General features: G+C 33.2%; 15 protein-coding genes. 4 read left to right on the top strand and 11 right to left on the bottom strand.

The features are described from left to right. Window positions 1–76: 76 nt before the first annotated feature. Both thiH and OA85_RS06595 read left to right on the top strand, forming a co-directional pair. On the top strand, window positions 77–1,198 hold the full coding sequence (thiH, locus tag OA85_RS06600; RefSeq protein ID WP_039108704.1) for a 2-iminoacetate synthase ThiH: 1,122 nt from the start codon (window positions 77–79) through the stop codon (window positions 1,196–1,198). 18 nt (window positions 1,199–1,216) lie between these two features. After that, on the top strand, window positions 1,217–1,927 hold the full coding sequence (locus tag OA85_RS06595) for a HesA/MoeB/ThiF family protein (RefSeq protein WP_039108703.1): 711 nt from the start codon (window positions 1,217–1,219) through the stop codon (window positions 1,925–1,927). Here OA85_RS06595 and OA85_RS06590 read toward each other — a convergent pair. The 4 genes from OA85_RS06590 to OA85_RS06575 all read right to left on the bottom strand — a co-directional run bounded on the left by OA85_RS06590 (window position 1,917) and on the right by OA85_RS06575 (window position 4,797). Then, window positions 1,917–2,717 carry an MOSC domain-containing protein gene (locus OA85_RS06590; RefSeq protein WP_039108702.1) on the bottom strand — a complete coding sequence of 267 codons (801 nt, stop codon included), beginning with the start codon at window positions 2,715–2,717 and terminating at the stop codon, window positions 1,917–1,919. The genes OA85_RS06595 and OA85_RS06590 overlap by 11 nt on opposite strands. A 73-nt stretch (window positions 2,718–2,790) precedes the next feature. Continuing rightward, window positions 2,791–3,435 carry a leucyl/phenylalanyl-tRNA--protein transferase gene (gene aat / locus OA85_RS06585; RefSeq protein WP_039108701.1) on the bottom strand — a complete coding sequence of 215 codons (645 nt, stop codon included), beginning with the start codon at window positions 3,433–3,435 and terminating at the stop codon, window positions 2,791–2,793. A gap of 78 nt (window positions 3,436–3,513) precedes the next feature. After that, window positions 3,514–3,891, bottom strand: coding sequence for a DUF3127 domain-containing protein (locus OA85_RS06580; RefSeq protein WP_039108700.1), 378 nt, complete (start codon window positions 3,889–3,891; stop codon window positions 3,514–3,516). Window positions 3,892–3,915: 24 nt separating this feature from the next. Then, on the bottom strand, window positions 3,916–4,797 hold the full coding sequence (locus OA85_RS06575; protein ID WP_039108698.1) for a flavin reductase family protein: 882 nt from the start codon (window positions 4,795–4,797) through the stop codon (window positions 3,916–3,918). A gap of 175 nt (window positions 4,798–4,972) precedes the next feature. Here OA85_RS06575 and OA85_RS06570 point away from each other — a divergent pair, with 175 nt between their 5' ends. Then, window positions 4,973–6,127 (top strand): PAS domain-containing sensor histidine kinase, encoded by a 1,155-nt coding sequence (locus OA85_RS06570; protein ID WP_039108697.1) that lies wholly within the window; start codon window positions 4,973–4,975, stop codon window positions 6,125–6,127. Here OA85_RS06570 and OA85_RS06565 read toward each other — a convergent pair. The 3 genes from OA85_RS06565 to greA form a co-directional block, all read right to left on the bottom strand. Further along, entirely contained in the window at window positions 6,119–7,291 is a 1,173-nt protein-coding gene (locus OA85_RS06565) for a transglutaminase domain-containing protein (RefSeq protein WP_039108695.1), read from the bottom strand. The genes OA85_RS06570 and OA85_RS06565 overlap by 9 nt on opposite strands. Window positions 7,292–7,384: 93 nt before the next feature. Beyond that, window positions 7,385–7,774, bottom strand: a complete 390-nt coding sequence (locus tag OA85_RS06560) for an HIT family protein (protein ID WP_039108694.1) — start codon at window positions 7,772–7,774, stop codon at window positions 7,385–7,387. A gap of 75 nt (window positions 7,775–7,849) precedes the next feature. Next, window positions 7,850–8,326, bottom strand: coding sequence for a transcription elongation factor GreA (gene greA, locus OA85_RS06555; protein ID WP_039108693.1), 477 nt, complete (start codon window positions 8,324–8,326; stop codon window positions 7,850–7,852). Between the two features lie 163 nt (window positions 8,327–8,489). Here greA and OA85_RS06550 point away from each other — a divergent pair, with 163 nt between their 5' ends. Next, the gene (locus OA85_RS06550) at window positions 8,490–8,909 is read left to right on the top strand and encodes a hypothetical protein (protein ID WP_039108692.1); all 420 of its coding nucleotides are present in this window, start codon (window positions 8,490–8,492) and stop codon (window positions 8,907–8,909) included. 59 nt (window positions 8,910–8,968) lie between these two features. Here OA85_RS06550 and OA85_RS06545 read toward each other — a convergent pair whose 3' ends face one another. The 4 genes from OA85_RS06545 to pnuC all read right to left on the bottom strand — a co-directional run bounded on the left by OA85_RS06545 (window position 8,969) and on the right by pnuC (window position 14,471). After that, window positions 8,969–11,113, bottom strand: a complete 2,145-nt coding sequence (locus OA85_RS06545) for a TonB-dependent receptor (RefSeq protein ID WP_039108691.1) — start codon at window positions 11,111–11,113, stop codon at window positions 8,969–8,971. A 242-nt stretch (window positions 11,114–11,355) separates the two neighbouring features. Further along, window positions 11,356–11,760: an alternative ribosome rescue aminoacyl-tRNA hydrolase ArfB gene (gene arfB, locus OA85_RS06540; protein ID WP_039108690.1), complete on the bottom strand. Its 405-nt coding sequence runs from the start codon at window positions 11,758–11,760 to the stop codon at window positions 11,356–11,358. Next, window positions 11,761–13,887 (bottom strand): DUF4301 family protein, encoded by a 2,127-nt coding sequence (locus OA85_RS06535; protein WP_039108689.1) that lies wholly within the window; start codon window positions 13,885–13,887, stop codon window positions 11,761–11,763. Then, a complete protein-coding gene (pnuC, locus tag OA85_RS06530) occupies window positions 13,836–14,471 on the bottom strand; it encodes a nicotinamide riboside transporter PnuC (protein WP_039108688.1) in 636 nt (211 codons plus the stop codon). Before pnuC ends, OA85_RS06535 begins: the two co-directional genes overlap by 52 nt. Window positions 14,472–14,479 lie beyond the last annotated feature (8 nt).

Genomic DNA, 14,479 nt, shown 5'->3' with positions numbered 1-14,479 from the left:
AGAAAGCACTGAGAACACTAAGCTTTGTGAACTTCGCGCCTTCTTTGTGCACTTTGTGGTTAAAAACTAAAAAACAATGAAAACATTTAAATCGGTTTTTGACAACTACGATTGGAACACCATCAAAACCAAAATATACAGTACTACTTCAATAGAGGTCGAACATGCATTAGCCAAAAGCAAGCGAAATCTCGATGATTTTCTGGCATTAATTTCACCTGCAGCCCAACCCTATTTAGAGCAAATGGCGCAACTGGCACATGAATTAACCAAAAAAAGATTCGGCAAAACGATTCAGATGTATGCTCCTTTGTATTTAAGTAACGAATGTCAGAACATTTGCACCTATTGTGGTTTTAGTTTAGATAACAAAATCAAGCGAAAAACACTTACCGAAAGTGAAATTACGCTAGAAATTGAGGTCTTAAAAAAAGCGGGATTTGATCATGTTTTGTTGGTTACCGGCGAAGCAAATCATACTGTAAACATTCATTATTTTCTAAAGACAATTGCTCAAATAAAAAATGACTTTTCCACCATTTCAGCCGAAGTGCAGCCATTATCAACAGAAGAATACGAGCAATTACATAACGCTGGTATCTATTCGATATTAGTATATCAGGAAACATATCATCGTGATATTTATAAACAATACCACACAAAGGGTAAAAAATCCAATTTTGATTTTCGTTTGGAAACACCGGATCGAGTAGGAACTGCAGGTATTCATAAAATTGGATTGGGTGTTTTATTAGGATTAGAAGATTGGCGTACGGACAGTTTTTTCAATGCCTTGCATTTAGATTATTTACAAAAAACGTATTGGCAAACTAAGTATGCAGTTTCTTTCCCTAGATTAAGACCCGCAGAAGGAGTTATTGAGCCCAACTTTATCATGGATGATACCGATTTAACCCAACTCATTTGTGCCTACCGTTTGTGGAATGAAGATTTAGAAATCTCCATGTCAACCCGTGAAAATGAAAAATTTCGTGATAATATCATTCCTATTGGAATTACTAGTATGAGTGCCGGTTCTAAAACTAATCCTGGTGGTTATGTTGTTGATCCACAATCATTGGAACAATTTGAAATCAGTGATGAACGGTCGGCTTCTGAGATTGCGAAAGTCATTTCCAGTAGAGGATACGAACCCGTTTGGAAAGATTGGGACAGAAGTTATACGAATATAGATTAACATTTTAGATTGCAGAATATGAGTATTATTCAAGATTTTTTACGGTACAACCGACAAATGATGTTACCGGAAATAGGTGATTCAGGACAAGAAAAACTCAAGAAAGCTAGAGTTCTAGTGATTGGTGCTGGCGGACTAGGTTGTCCTATTTTACAATATATAGCAACGGCTGGAGTAGGAACCATCGGAATAGTAGATTTTGATACAATAGAATTACACAACTTACACCGCCAAATTCTATATACAGAGAAACACGTTGGCCAATCAAAAGCAATTACTGCAAAATCGGTTTTGGAAATTTTAAATCCATTGATTGATATTATTCCTTTTGAAGAAAAACTAACTGTTGAAAATGCCGCACAAATCATCATGAATTTTGATGTAGTTGTTGACGGTTGTGATAATTTTGCAACCCGCTATTTAGTAAATGATACTTGTGTAACGTTAGGAAAACCATTAATCTATGGGAGCATCTTAAAATTTGAAGGACAAATGGCGGTTTTCAATCATAGTGGAAATAAAAATCTTCGTGACTTATTCCCTGAACCACCAAATCCAAAAGACGTTCCCAATTGTAATTTGAATGGCGTATTAGGTACGCTTCCGGGAATAATGGGCACGATGATGGCGCACGAAACTTTGAAACTAATTATGGATTTACCAACTTTAAAAAATGAATTGGTACTATTTAATAGCTTGGATTGGAGTTTCAACAAACTTAAATTTTAAAACTCAAAACATCTCCTACGCTAACAATCCCTTTTTCAATACACACTAAATTAGTCCCAAAAAGAACACTATTATCCACTTTTCGGTATTTACTTAATGTCTTTAGCGGTTCTTTTAGCACAATACTTTTCAATGGATCATTATTGACCATTATGCATCTACCGCAAGGTTTTACATTTTGGAATGTAACATCTCCTATTTTTATAATCTCAAAGTGATCTTCTTCATGGGCAAGGGTGCTATTAATAACAATATTAGGTCTAAATCTTGCAACAGTAATCTTATCTTTTAATTTTTCATTTAGATGGTCTAAACTTTCGCTCCCAACTAATAAATACGGATAACCATCTGCTAGGCTAACATTGAAAGTAACATTCAATGCCTTGCTTTTATGTTTTCTATCGCCAATTTCAATGATTTTTACCAACTTACAGGTAAAACCAAGACATTCACTAAACCAATCGGATGTTGTTTTATTAACCTCGAAAACTTCGCTTTGATCATCCCAAACTGTTACTGAAATTCGACTATTTATACTTTCACTTATAAAAAAAGCATGTTTTTTACCTTGATACGTTATCTCAATTTTACCATCCGCAATTTGAGGTTGAAATTGACTTAGAATTGGATGCTCTCTTTGGCTTATAAATTGATTGTTTTCATCAATTAGCATCCATCGCCTGTCGTTTTCAAAACCCATTTCTTCGGCCCTGGCACTTTGACAACTAATTCCTCCTAAACTTTTGATGGGATAGATGTAGATTTCGCTAATAAAAAGAATGTTGTCCATTACATATTAAAATTTAGTTGGCTATAAAAATACTTATTTTTCAAATTCTAGAATCAAAGAAAGATAATGAAACTTACTTTTTAGAAACATTCAAAATACTCATAAATTCTTCTCTGTCAATTTCCCTACAGCCCAAGCTTTCGAGATGAGGATTATAAACTTGACAATCTAACAATTTATAATTGTCTTTTTTCAATTGATTTACCAAAGCGATAAAAGCTACTTTTGAAGCATTCGAAACTTTAGAAAACATACTTTCTCCACAAAAAACATGTCCTAAATCGACACCATATAAACCGCCTACCAACTCATCATCTTGCCAGACTTCAACTGATTTTACAATGCCTAATTCGTTCAATTTACAATAGGCTTCAATCATATCATTCGTTATCCAAGTCCCATTTTGACCATCGCGTTTTATGTTTTGACAATAAGAGATTACGTCTCTAAAATTCTGATTAAACGTAACCTTGAAAATATTCCTATTGAGAATGTTGCGCATACTCTTAGAAACAATCAATTCATCCAGAAACAAAACCATTCTGGGATTAGGTGACCACCATGTAATAGGTTCCCCATCTTCAAACCATGGAAAAATCCCATTCGTATAAGCAAGCTGTAAACGCTCAGTCGACAAATCACCTCCAAGAGCAAGAATACCCGAAGAATTAGTCTGAGAAACTGGAGGAAAGGATAATTCTTTAGTTAAATAATACATTCTTTATTAAAAAATAAAACCCGACAGTTAAAAAATAGCTGTCGGGTTTGATTACTACATCAATAGAAAATCAAATGATTAGAATGGTAAATCGTCTGCTTCTTCTTCGTTTAAGTTTGTTGCTGGTGCAAATGCTTCAGCAGCTGGCATAGGTGGCATTTGTGCAGAAGGAGCTTCAGCTTGAACTTTTCCTATTCTCCATCCTTGGATAGTATTGAAATAAACAGTTTCTCCCTGAGGATTTGTCCATTCTCTACCTCTTAAATTAATATCAATTTTTACAGCTTCACCTACTTGAAAACCGTTCAATAAGTCACATTTGTCCTGAACAAACTGAACTAGAATATGTTGTGGATACTGCTCATCAGTTGTAACAACTACATCTCTTTTTTTGAAACCTCCAGATCCAACTTCTTTAGTTTGATCGATCATTTTAATTTTTCCTGTAACTTCCATCTTCTATGTTTTAATTGTTTTGCTCTATTTTTTTCTTTCAGCCAAAAGTACTTTCCATGCTGAAAACACATCATTACTATCTAAATATTTTTTAGCTTCTAAATGTACTTTTATAGTATCATCGGAGCTTAAAACACCTTTCACAGCAAAATTCTGTTTTACAAATATACTAACTTCTTCCATTGTAGGCAAGGCTTCAATATTCCCTAACATACCTAAATCATTTCCATTAAAAACAGTGCTTTCCTTTATAAAATTAGGGATTGCATCCACTCCTATTCCTAGTGTTGACAATGGTTTCGGCACTTCAAAAAGTCCTTGATTTGATCTGGAATACCAGTTACCGCCTAATCTTGAAACCAAATCTATTTTATATTGATCAATTGCTCCGTTTTCGTCCAAAATAGATTCGTCAATATGAATTCGCAACACTTCACAAAGAATCAAATTTCCTGCGCCTCCTTCGCTTCCCAAAGGAATAATCTGAGTGACTTTGCATTCAAATTGAACTGGCGATTCTTTAACCCTGAAAGGCTTTACAACATCAGAAGGAATCGGTGTCAAACCTGATTTTATAAACTCATTTACTCCATCAGCATACTCTGTACTTGCTAAAGATGTTTGTTGAACCATATCATAATTCACCACATTAATGACCACTTCCCGAGTTGCTTCGGCATTGATTAAAGTATGTTTAATCGAATTATCTCGAACCCGTCTTGCTGGTGAAAAAATAAGGATTGGCGGATTAGCACTGAACACATTGAAAAAACTAAAAGGCGATACATTAGGAATTCCATTGACACCAATAGTACTTGCAAAAGCGATAGGTCTTGGTCCAACAGAGCTTTGCAAATAGCCTTGCAACTTAGCTGTTTCAATACTTTTAGGATCAATACTAATCATATATTTTTAATTTATCTTCGAAAGATACAAAAGTAGACAAATGAATCAAGTTTAAGAAGTAGTAATCGAGATTTAGAATAAAAATAGAATATAATTTTTTGAAAAAAAATTCTTTAATTAAAACTAAAATACTAGAGCATTTATTTCGTTATATTTATAATTCAAAATTTAATTTATGCAGTTTTCTGAAAGAAGAAATACAACCCGTTGGATTATTATTTTTGCTTCCTTTTTAATAATTTCATTGATTCTTTGGAATACCTATACCTTTTTTCAAATCTTCAAAAATGAAGAACGATTAAAAATGAACCTTTGGGCAAAAGCACAAAAAACACTGATTAATGCAGGTGAAAATACGGATGTAGAACTTCCTCTTCAGATTTTCAGTAACAATACTTCCATTCCTATAATACTTACAGAAAAAGACAGTATCATAAATACGGTAAATATTGATGATGCCATTGTGAAAAATAAATCTAAGGCAAACGCATTTTTACACGATTTAAAAAATGAAAATGAGCCTATTGTCATTGAATATGTACCCGGGAAATTTCAAAATTTATATTATGGCAATTCCGCATTACTGAACAAACTAAAATACTATCCCGTTGCATTAGTGCTAATCATAGTGCTTTTTGGCGGCTTGGTTTATAACTTTTACAGAAGTACAAAAATGGCCACGCAAAACAAACTTTGGGCTGGAATGGCCAAAGAAACAGCGCACCAAATAGGAACCCCACTTTCATCCTTAATTGGCTGGGTTGAACTCCTGAAATCAGAAAATGTAGATGAAAGTACTACTTTCGAAATTGAAAAAGACATTGAGCGGCTACAAACTATAACGGATCGTTTTTCAAAAATAGGTTCGGAACCAAAATTAGAAAATAAAGATATTGTAGCGGAAACATTGCAGTCCTACGACTATTTGCAATCTCGATTTTCGAAACAAATTGAATTTTCCTTTAAAGCCCCAAAATCACCAATAATGGTATCGTTAAACCCTACTTTACACAGTTGGACGATAGAAAATTTAGTAAAAAATGCTATCGACGCCATGAAAGGCAGAGGAAAATTAGCTTTAGAAATAGAGCAAGAAGGCGATTATGTAAAAATAAACATTATCGATTCTGGAGGTGGAATTCAAAAAAAACAATTCAAAACTATCTTTGAACCCGGTTTTACTACTAAAAAAAGGGGTTGGGGCTTAGGACTTTCTTTAACCAAAAGAATTGTGGAAGAGTACCACAAAGGAACCATAAAAGTACTGGGTTCCGAAATAGGGAAAGGAACGACAATGCAAGTGAGTTTTAAAAAAAGTGATTTAGTTTAACGGAACTCCATACCAAGAAACCTTCGTAAACATCAATTTTCTGGCAATTTTTGACTTACTCAAATATTCCTGAACGAACAACACATGTTCTTCGGTTTGTGCCAATACCTCATTAATGGATTTTTTAATCGAAGCCAAATTAGATGCATTCTCATTCCCAACGGCTCCAATATTATAAATAGCGTCTTGGCATTTAACTAATTTCTCTTTTGGAGTTTGAATCATCCGGCTAATTTCATCGTCTGAAAAAGCAGGCTTGAACTTATTATTTCTGTAATGGACAAAGTCATTCAATAAGATGACTGCCTCATTAAAATCAGCGACTATTGAATTCAATTTTTCAATATTTGCATTATGTCGTAAATAGGCTACCTCTTTCTTTTTCCCTTCCAGACGCTCTAAAATCAGGGCATTCAGCACCCCATTTTTTTCTATCCTTGCCGCAGACTCAAATAATTTATCCGTTTCAGGCAATTTATTATACTTGGCAATTTCGGTTTCAAAATCAAAAAATTTCTTCGATTTAATAATTTGAGTTGTACCCGCATAAAACTCATTATTTGTAATCGGGTAATTTAAAAACTGCCACAAATAATCAAATGGAATATGAGAAGAGATTAATTTACTAGGCTCCGCTTTAAAATAATATTCATTCAATTTTTTGATAAATTTCCCATTGTTGACATAACCTGAACCCCAAGTAGGGTCAAACAAATACCACTTATTATCAATTTTTGCAGCACACCAAGCATGAGCTAAGTTTGCCACTTTTCCATATTGCTTTGTGTACCCTTCTATTATGTATGATTGTATTCCTATTTTATTCGAAATATCATTAAAGACCTCAGCATAATGAATGCAAACACCTTTCTTTGTTTTTAATGCTTTTATGATTCTGTCTTGGGGAGTTTCATTAAAATTCACAGCATACATATTAGCAACATCGTAGCTGATATTTGATGTCGTCCAATAAAAAACAGCCCTAATCTTATCCGCATCTGTTTTGAAATTAGCCTTGATATAATTGGCAATCGCCTCAGTAGAATTAGTTGAACTTGTAGAAATAGCAGACATTTTCTTGTCAATCAAAGCATATCCAACATTGACTTGACCAAAACTTAAAAGGGATAAAAATAAAGAAAGTAGTATATAAATGTTTTTCATGTTACCGAGTAGACTCATAAATTAAAAGGGAATAGATTTTCACCTATTCCCTTCCTAAACGAAAACCGTACCAATTTATTTTATTGGCAAATATTATAAATTAGTTTGAATGCTTTTTGCCAAAGCTTCAAATTCTTCTTTTGAAAGAGACACTTTATTTTGAAAACGCATTTCATCCATTTCATTTAAAGGAATAAGATGAACGTGTGCATGGGGAACTTCAAGACCTATAACGGCCATTCCAATTCTTTTACATGGAACTGTTTTCTCTAATGCAACGGCTATTTTTTTTGAGAACTGCATGAGTCCAATATATAAATCATCTTCAATATCAAAAATCTTATCGATTTCCTGTTTTGGAACACAAAGCGTATGTCCTTTTGCGTTTGGATTTACATCCAAAAACGCCAAAAAATGTTCATCCTCTGCGATTTTATAACAAGGGATTTCTCCGTTTATGATTTTAGTAAAAATACTTGACATTATGGAATTGATTAATTGGTTAATTGTTGAATCGGTCAATCGGTCAAATAATTAACCGACTAAACCTTTACCTATTTAGTCGCGGGAAATTTCTAAAATCTCGAATTTCAAAACACCATTAGGAACCGTAATCTCAGCAAATTCTCCAACCGATTTCCCAAGTAAACCTTTACCAATTGGGGAGGTTACAGAGATTTTTCCTGTTTTTAAATCTGCTTCACTTTCGGCAACCAACGTGTATTTCATTTCCATTCCATTGGTTTGGTTTTTGATTTTCACATTCGACAAAACCAATACTTTAGAAAGATCTAGGTGAGTTTCATCGATTAATCGGGCATTAGAATGTACTTCTTCCAGTTTAGCAATTCGCATTTCAAGCATTCCTTGTGCTTCTTTGGCTGCATCATATTCTGCATTTTCAGACAAATCACCTTTATCTCTTGCCTCAGCTATATCTGCAGATGCTTTTGGACGCATTACACTTTTCAAATAATCTAATTCTTCTCTTAACTTCTTTAATCCTTCCGCGGTGTAATAAGATACTGTGCTCATAATTTCGTCATTTATATAAATAGAAAAAATCCCATCAGGACGGGATTTCTTTCCACAAAGATACTATTATTTTTTTTAGCCTATAAATATATGTTAATCATATATAATTCAAAGTTAAATAAATTAAATTTGTTTCGCTAATTCTTTTAATATATTTTGAATAATGAAAAAACTGCTTTTGGTATCCCTGATTATGCCTTTTTTCTTTGGTTGCAGTGACAATGGTTTTAACAATAAAAACCCATATATTCCTAATTACGCTTTTACTTTAGATCTCAATATGAATTTGCCCGCTTACTCGATTCTACAATACCCAAGTAACGCAGTTTATTATTCAGGTGTTGGTGCCAAAGGAATATTTGTATTCAATACCGGAAGTGGCTATAATGCATTTGATGCTGCTTGTCCTAATCAAGCACTGAGCACTTGCTCTACTATGACCCTAAAGGGAATCAATGTTTTATGCTCTTGTGACAGTAAAGAATACAGTTTGTTTACGGGTCAAGCACAAGGAGGTGCACAATATCCTTTAAAACAATATCGTGTAGAAGTTAATGGAAATGTCCTTCGAGTTTATAATTAAAACAAAAAATCCTGACAGCTAAACTATCAGGATTTTTTGTTTTAAGAACCAATAACAATCTAAAACTTCAGCGTTAATCCTGCCAAGAAGTTAATTCCCGCTTGTGGGTAATAGTAAGGATAAACATCCCACATATACCCATTGGAAACATATTTTTTATCTAAAACATTGTTCACTAAACCAGTCACAATAATTGATTTAAAAACTGATTTTGGTTTAATTTCGTAAGCAATATTCAAATCGTTCACAAAATAATCTGCCAATTTTGCAGCCGGTAATTCGATATTATTCATGTATTGTTTCCCCACAAATTTTTGCAACCATGAAATCTGAAAGTTTTCTGTAGGTTTGTAAACCAAAATATTTCCAACAATAACCGATGGTGAATAAGAAATATCAGTGGTCCCATAATTTTCCCCTTCAACAGCTAAATCAATGTTTTTATTAGCACTCAAGGTAAAATTAGGACGAATGATAAATTGTTCTGACACCGCAATTGTAGCATCAACTTCCAGTCCTAAACGGTAACTTTTTTCGCTATTAGAACGAATTGGACTTCCTACGTCATCTAATTTTCCAGTTAATATCAACTGGTCTTTGTAGGCCATATAATACACATTCGAATTAAATTTCACTTTATCAGCAATATATCTCCAACCTAATTCAAAGTCATTCAGCTTTTCTGGTTTAGCATTTCCGCCTTCATAATCCGTTCTGTTCGGCTCACGATTGGCTCTTGCATAAGAGAAGTATAGCTTATTATTAGCATTGATATCAAAATTCAATCCCGCCTTTGGATTGAAGAAATTAAAGTTATCATTTACTGAACCTGTTTCTGGACTATCCGCTTTATAATGTACATTTCTAAGTTGCAAATCTCCGAATAAACTTAGTTTCTCTGTTATTTGATAATTCGCTTTTGCAAAAACATTTCCGTCAGTTTTGGTAGCGAAATTATCATAATAATGATCTCCCAATTCACTTTGCGAAGCATATCTTGCCCATATTACTTTTCCAAAATGACTCCCTTCATATTTATTATAACCACCTCCAAAGATGATATCTAATTTTTCATCCTTGTAATTTGCAGAAAATGTAGTCCCATAAAAATCATTATCCAACCATTTTTGACGAATTAAATCAGTTGAAGTTACCGCACCTCCTACAGGAAGCAATCCATAATCCGTAAAATTTTGATTTTCAACATACTCTTCATAATATCCTTTTCCTTTGGTATAATGAAACGCTAAATTGGTACTCCAATTTGTTGATACTTTTTCATTCCAATGCAATTGATAATGATCTTGTTGGTAATTATCAGTTTCATTATCATAAAAACGAGCATTTCCTGATTCATCCGTAAACATTCCAGCAAAGTTAAATGTTCTATTGTTTGCCAATGTTTCACCATCAATTCCGTACCATGATTGATATGTTTTTTCTTTTCCTCCAAAAGCCAACGCTTTAATTAAAGTCGTTTTACCAACATATGTTCCCTGTAAAAAATACGATTTTAAATCCGATGCACCTCTATCAACATAACCATCCGATTTTAATGCTGACAAACGCCCCGCAATTTCAAAATGACCATTCATTAATCCCGTACTGAATTTCACGGTATGTTTCTGAGTATTAAAACTTCCAAAAGAATTAGAAATTTCTCCCGTTGCTTTATCAGAATAAGAATCCGTCAACATGTTTAAGCTCGCACCAAAAGCACCAGCTCCATTTGTTGAAGTTCCTACCCCGCGTTGCAGTTGTAAACTCTCAACTGAAGAGGCAAAATCAGGCATATTTACCCAATAGGTTCCATGACTTTCGGAATCATTATAAGGGATTCCATTGATAGTGACATTTACTCTTGTCGCGTCGCTACCACGAACTCGGATTCCAGTGTATCCCACTCCATTTCCAGCATCAGAAGTAGTAACAACAGACGGTAAATAATTCATCAAAATAGGAATATCTTGTCCTAAATTTCGGAACTTGAGTTCTTTTTTATCCAAATTACTAAAACTAACCGGAGTTTTTGAAGTAACACGAACTGCAGAAACCAAGACTTCATCGAGTTGGTTTACCTTGGTGGTGTCTTTGACCTGAGAAAAGGAATAAATAGAGAAAAGAGAAAAGATAACAGACATCAAAAATCTTGGATTTTGTGCCTTTGCGCCTTTGTGGCCAATAAAATAAAATAAAGTGTTCATCCGTAAAAAAATTACGAATAAAAGGGGGAATTATTCTTTTGTTAAATTAAAATGATTGTTTCCTATGACAAATAGATAGTGTAAACGCTATTTATTTGTCATTTTTTCCCTTGACAACATTACTTGTCCAGGTTCTTTGGGTATAATCTCAGCTCGTTATTTAGAGCACCCCTTTGAGACGATGCAAAAATAGTTTTTTTTGTCTAAAGTTTAAAATTTAAGACAGTAAAAGTAAAAATGACCTAATCTAAATTTGGTTTTTTTCTATTTTTCTTAACTTCAGACACACTCTTTTTATCTTTTATTCTCTTTCTAATAATTGACTTTGGGATTTTAGTGGGTTTACGTTCTTTGGGAACAATTAATCCATTTTTTATGATTTCCAAAAATCGTTTGATTACAATTTCTTTATTTTTAAGTTGACTTCGATCTTCATCACAGTTCAAAATCAAAACTAAATCAGTTGTTAACCTTGAAGACAATTTAGTTTCCAGCAGCAATTTCTCCTCTTCAGTCAATGCTTGTGAGTTTTTCAAATCAAAAGTCAAGACCACTTTCGAGGAAACCTTGTTTACATTTTGTCCGCCGGCACCACTGCTGCGAACGGCCTTGAAATTTAACTCAGATATGATTTTTTCTCTTTCCATTTATTGAGGCTGGTGCGCTGATTTTAATAAATCATTTACACTTTTTACCGGATTAAAGGTAATTAAAGGAACTTGGACAAATATGGTGATCCAGTTTGCCATTCCACCATTCCATAAACCAGGTAATTCATATGACTTAACTGCTCTTCCAAAAGTTGTTTTCTCCACAATAAAACCACTATTATGATCTACAAATTGAGTCAAATCAAACTTCTCTTTTTTATAATTTTTAATTCCACAAACTAAGTCTACAGGATTAAAATAAGTGGAAGCATTAAGAATATTTTTTTGATTTTCATCTGATAAATCAACTTGTGAGCTTTCTACAATTTGTAATGAAATAGTCCCTTCATCATCTTTTACCCAAAATGGCCCACCTCCAGCTTCTCCTTCATTTTTTACCATTCCACAAACTCGTATAGGCTTGTCTAAAAGAGACTTTATTTCAATTATTTTATTTTCAAAACTAAGTTTGTAAAAATCGTATGGAATTCTAATATTCAATTTTTCCTCCAAAAAAAGCAATATTTCATCAATAGATTCTTCTTGGATTTCTTTAGTCTCGATTGCGTGCAAATACTTAAAAATTTGTTCTTGCAATTCCATCAAGATTCCTGCTAATGCTTTTTTATACCTTGCGGTTTTTTCGATATTGTTTTGAATTACATTATCGATATTTTTGATAAATACAATATCGGCATCTAGTTGATTTAAATTTCCTATCAAGGCACCATGACCTCCCGGTCTAAAAAACAATCTCCCATTTTCATCTCTAAATGGGTTGTTTTCAAAATCAACTGCAATGGTATCCGTATTCTTATTTTGATACGAATAGCTTACATTTATTGTTGTTTCTGATTTTCTTTCAGCTTCACTTTTAATGGCATTAATTATGGTTTCAAATTGGCCCAAATGTGCTTCTGACATTGTAAAATGCATATTTGAATTGTTATTCGAACTTGCATAATAAATGCACTCATGAAGATGCTCTTCAACAGGGGTTACAATACGTTTTTGATATTTATGAAAAGGAAGCGCTCCTTTAGGTTTATTGGCAAAATCAAAGAAATCTTTTGCTAAAAGCAATGCTATGAAATAATAATTTTTACTATCCTTGTCGAGAGATTCAAAATCAGAAAATTCTTCTCTTAATTTCTTATCAATTGTCTTAAAAAATGGAAATTTTTCTAAACCTACTATAAAAATAGACAACTCAGTATCTTTTCTCTTGTTTATATAGGCATTAATACTTTCATTCTCAATATCAAAATCATTCAAAAAAGCAATCAAAAATTTAAACATTCTACTTGCCGCTCCAGAAGCAGGAACAAATTTCTCCAGTTTAAAATTTGATTTGTTTTCATCAAAAAAAGTTGCCTTTTCTTGGAAATCACTTTCAGATACTTTTAAAATACCGTTTAATAAGCTTGCTGGTCCTACCAGATTACTCTTTGCTATTCCATTTCTGAAAAAACTCAATTGTTTTTTGATGTTTTCCAATGGAATTTCATTTTCATAAATTTGAACAAAATCAACAGAAGAAAAACCCATTTTCCTAGCTTCTGTCAAATCATCAATGATAGAAATCGCTTTGTTTAATCGTAAATCCTTATCTCCGGAAAGGGTAATAAATGGTTTTTTATTATCAATCAAGGATTGTTTAAAAACTGCAAACACGGATTCTCTTTCTTCAGGACTGTCTCTTAGATCATCTTTTTCCCAAGGAACGTCAATATCTGTAAGAAAAAACAAATCATATTCATGGGCAAGAGCCGCTTGATCTAATAATGGATCGCAATAGTCATAATATACTTCTGAAAATACCTTAGTCACCATTAGATTCGTATCGCAAAAAAGATATTCATTGGCTGACAATAACCGTTCGTTTTCTAGTTTTGTTTGACCATAAGCAATAGGCAGCATGTCATCAACATTGCAAATGTCTTGATTTTTATCCCATTTCGCTTGAAGATAGTCCCGTGCAAATTCAGGAACCCATTCCGTTTTGTAATATTCGGCGAGTTGTTTAGCTAATGTAGTTTTGCCTGTACTTTCTGGACCAAAAAGGGCAATTTTTATGATTTGTATAGTTCCAGTTTGCTGGAGCTGTTTAAGGTTTTCTTCCATTCTAAATAGCCGTAAACGGCAACAATTGTAAATATTATATATTGAAAACTCGTAAAGGTAAAACCTTTTGCAAAATACAAAGGAATCGAAATGACATCTCCAATAATCCAAAATATCCAGTTCTCGATTTTCCTTTTGGCCATAAGCCACATTCCTATAAAGAAAATACCCGTTATAAAAGTATCAACATAAGCATACCAAGTAGTGAATTTATCAAAATAATGATAAACAGAAACCACAAATGCGACCGTAAATATAAAGATAATTATGGCAATTCGTTTTTCATGATTAGAAATTACTGAAATTGGGAATTCGACAGTGTCGCCTTTTTTCCTTGTCCAATGGTACCAACCATAAATACTCATTATGAAATAATAGCCATTAATCATCATATCACCCCATAAAGTCCATTTCCATAATAGGTAAACATAAATAAATGTGCTTACCAGTCCTGTTGGAAAAACTAAAATATTATCCTTTTTTGCGTACCAAACACTGAATAAACCAAAAATTACTGCCACAATTTCCAGAACAATATCTAATGTTGAATAGGTTGCATATTGAGAAAAAAAGTATTCTATCATTAGGCTAT

The organism is Flavobacterium sp. AED (assembly GCF_000812945.1).
In the GTDB taxonomy this organism is placed as follows: domain Bacteria; phylum Bacteroidota; class Bacteroidia; order Flavobacteriales; family Flavobacteriaceae; genus Flavobacterium.
This window is presented reverse-complemented; position numbering and strand designations above follow the sequence as displayed.

Coding starts and splice junctions, on each gene's coding strand:
- thiH (WP_039108704.1), top strand. CDS start 77: ATGAAAACATTTAAATCGGTTTTTGACAACTACGATTGGAACACCATC.
- OA85_RS06595 (WP_039108703.1), top strand. CDS start 1,217: ATGAGTATTATTCAAGATTTTTTACGGTACAACCGACAAATGATGTTA.
- OA85_RS06590 (WP_039108702.1), bottom strand. CDS start 2,717: ATGGACAACATTCTTTTTATTAGCGAAATCTACATCTATCCCATCAAA.
- aat (WP_039108701.1), bottom strand. CDS start 3,435: ATGTATTATTTAACTAAAGAATTATCCTTTCCTCCAGTTTCTCAGACT.
- OA85_RS06580 (WP_039108700.1), bottom strand. CDS start 3,891: ATGGAAGTTACAGGAAAAATTAAAATGATCGATCAAACTAAAGAAGTT.
- OA85_RS06575 (WP_039108698.1), bottom strand. CDS start 4,797: ATGATTAGTATTGATCCTAAAAGTATTGAAACAGCTAAGTTGCAAGGC.
- OA85_RS06570 (WP_039108697.1), top strand. CDS start 4,973: ATGCAGTTTTCTGAAAGAAGAAATACAACCCGTTGGATTATTATTTTT.
- OA85_RS06565 (WP_039108695.1), bottom strand. CDS start 7,291: ATGAAAAACATTTATATACTACTTTCTTTATTTTTATCCCTTTTAAGT.
- OA85_RS06560 (WP_039108694.1), bottom strand. CDS start 7,774: ATGTCAAGTATTTTTACTAAAATCATAAACGGAGAAATCCCTTGTTAT.
- greA (WP_039108693.1), bottom strand. CDS start 8,326: ATGAGCACAGTATCTTATTACACCGCGGAAGGATTAAAGAAGTTAAGA.
- OA85_RS06550 (WP_039108692.1), top strand. CDS start 8,490: ATGAAAAAACTGCTTTTGGTATCCCTGATTATGCCTTTTTTCTTTGGT.
- OA85_RS06545 (WP_039108691.1), bottom strand. CDS start 11,113: ATGAACACTTTATTTTATTTTATTGGCCACAAAGGCGCAAAGGCACAA.
- arfB (WP_039108690.1), bottom strand. CDS start 11,760: ATGGAAAGAGAAAAAATCATATCTGAGTTAAATTTCAAGGCCGTTCGC.
- OA85_RS06535 (WP_039108689.1), bottom strand. CDS start 13,887: ATGGAAGAAAACCTTAAACAGCTCCAGCAAACTGGAACTATACAAATC.
- pnuC (WP_039108688.1), bottom strand. CDS start 14,471: ATGATAGAATACTTTTTTTCTCAATATGCAACCTATTCAACATTAGAT.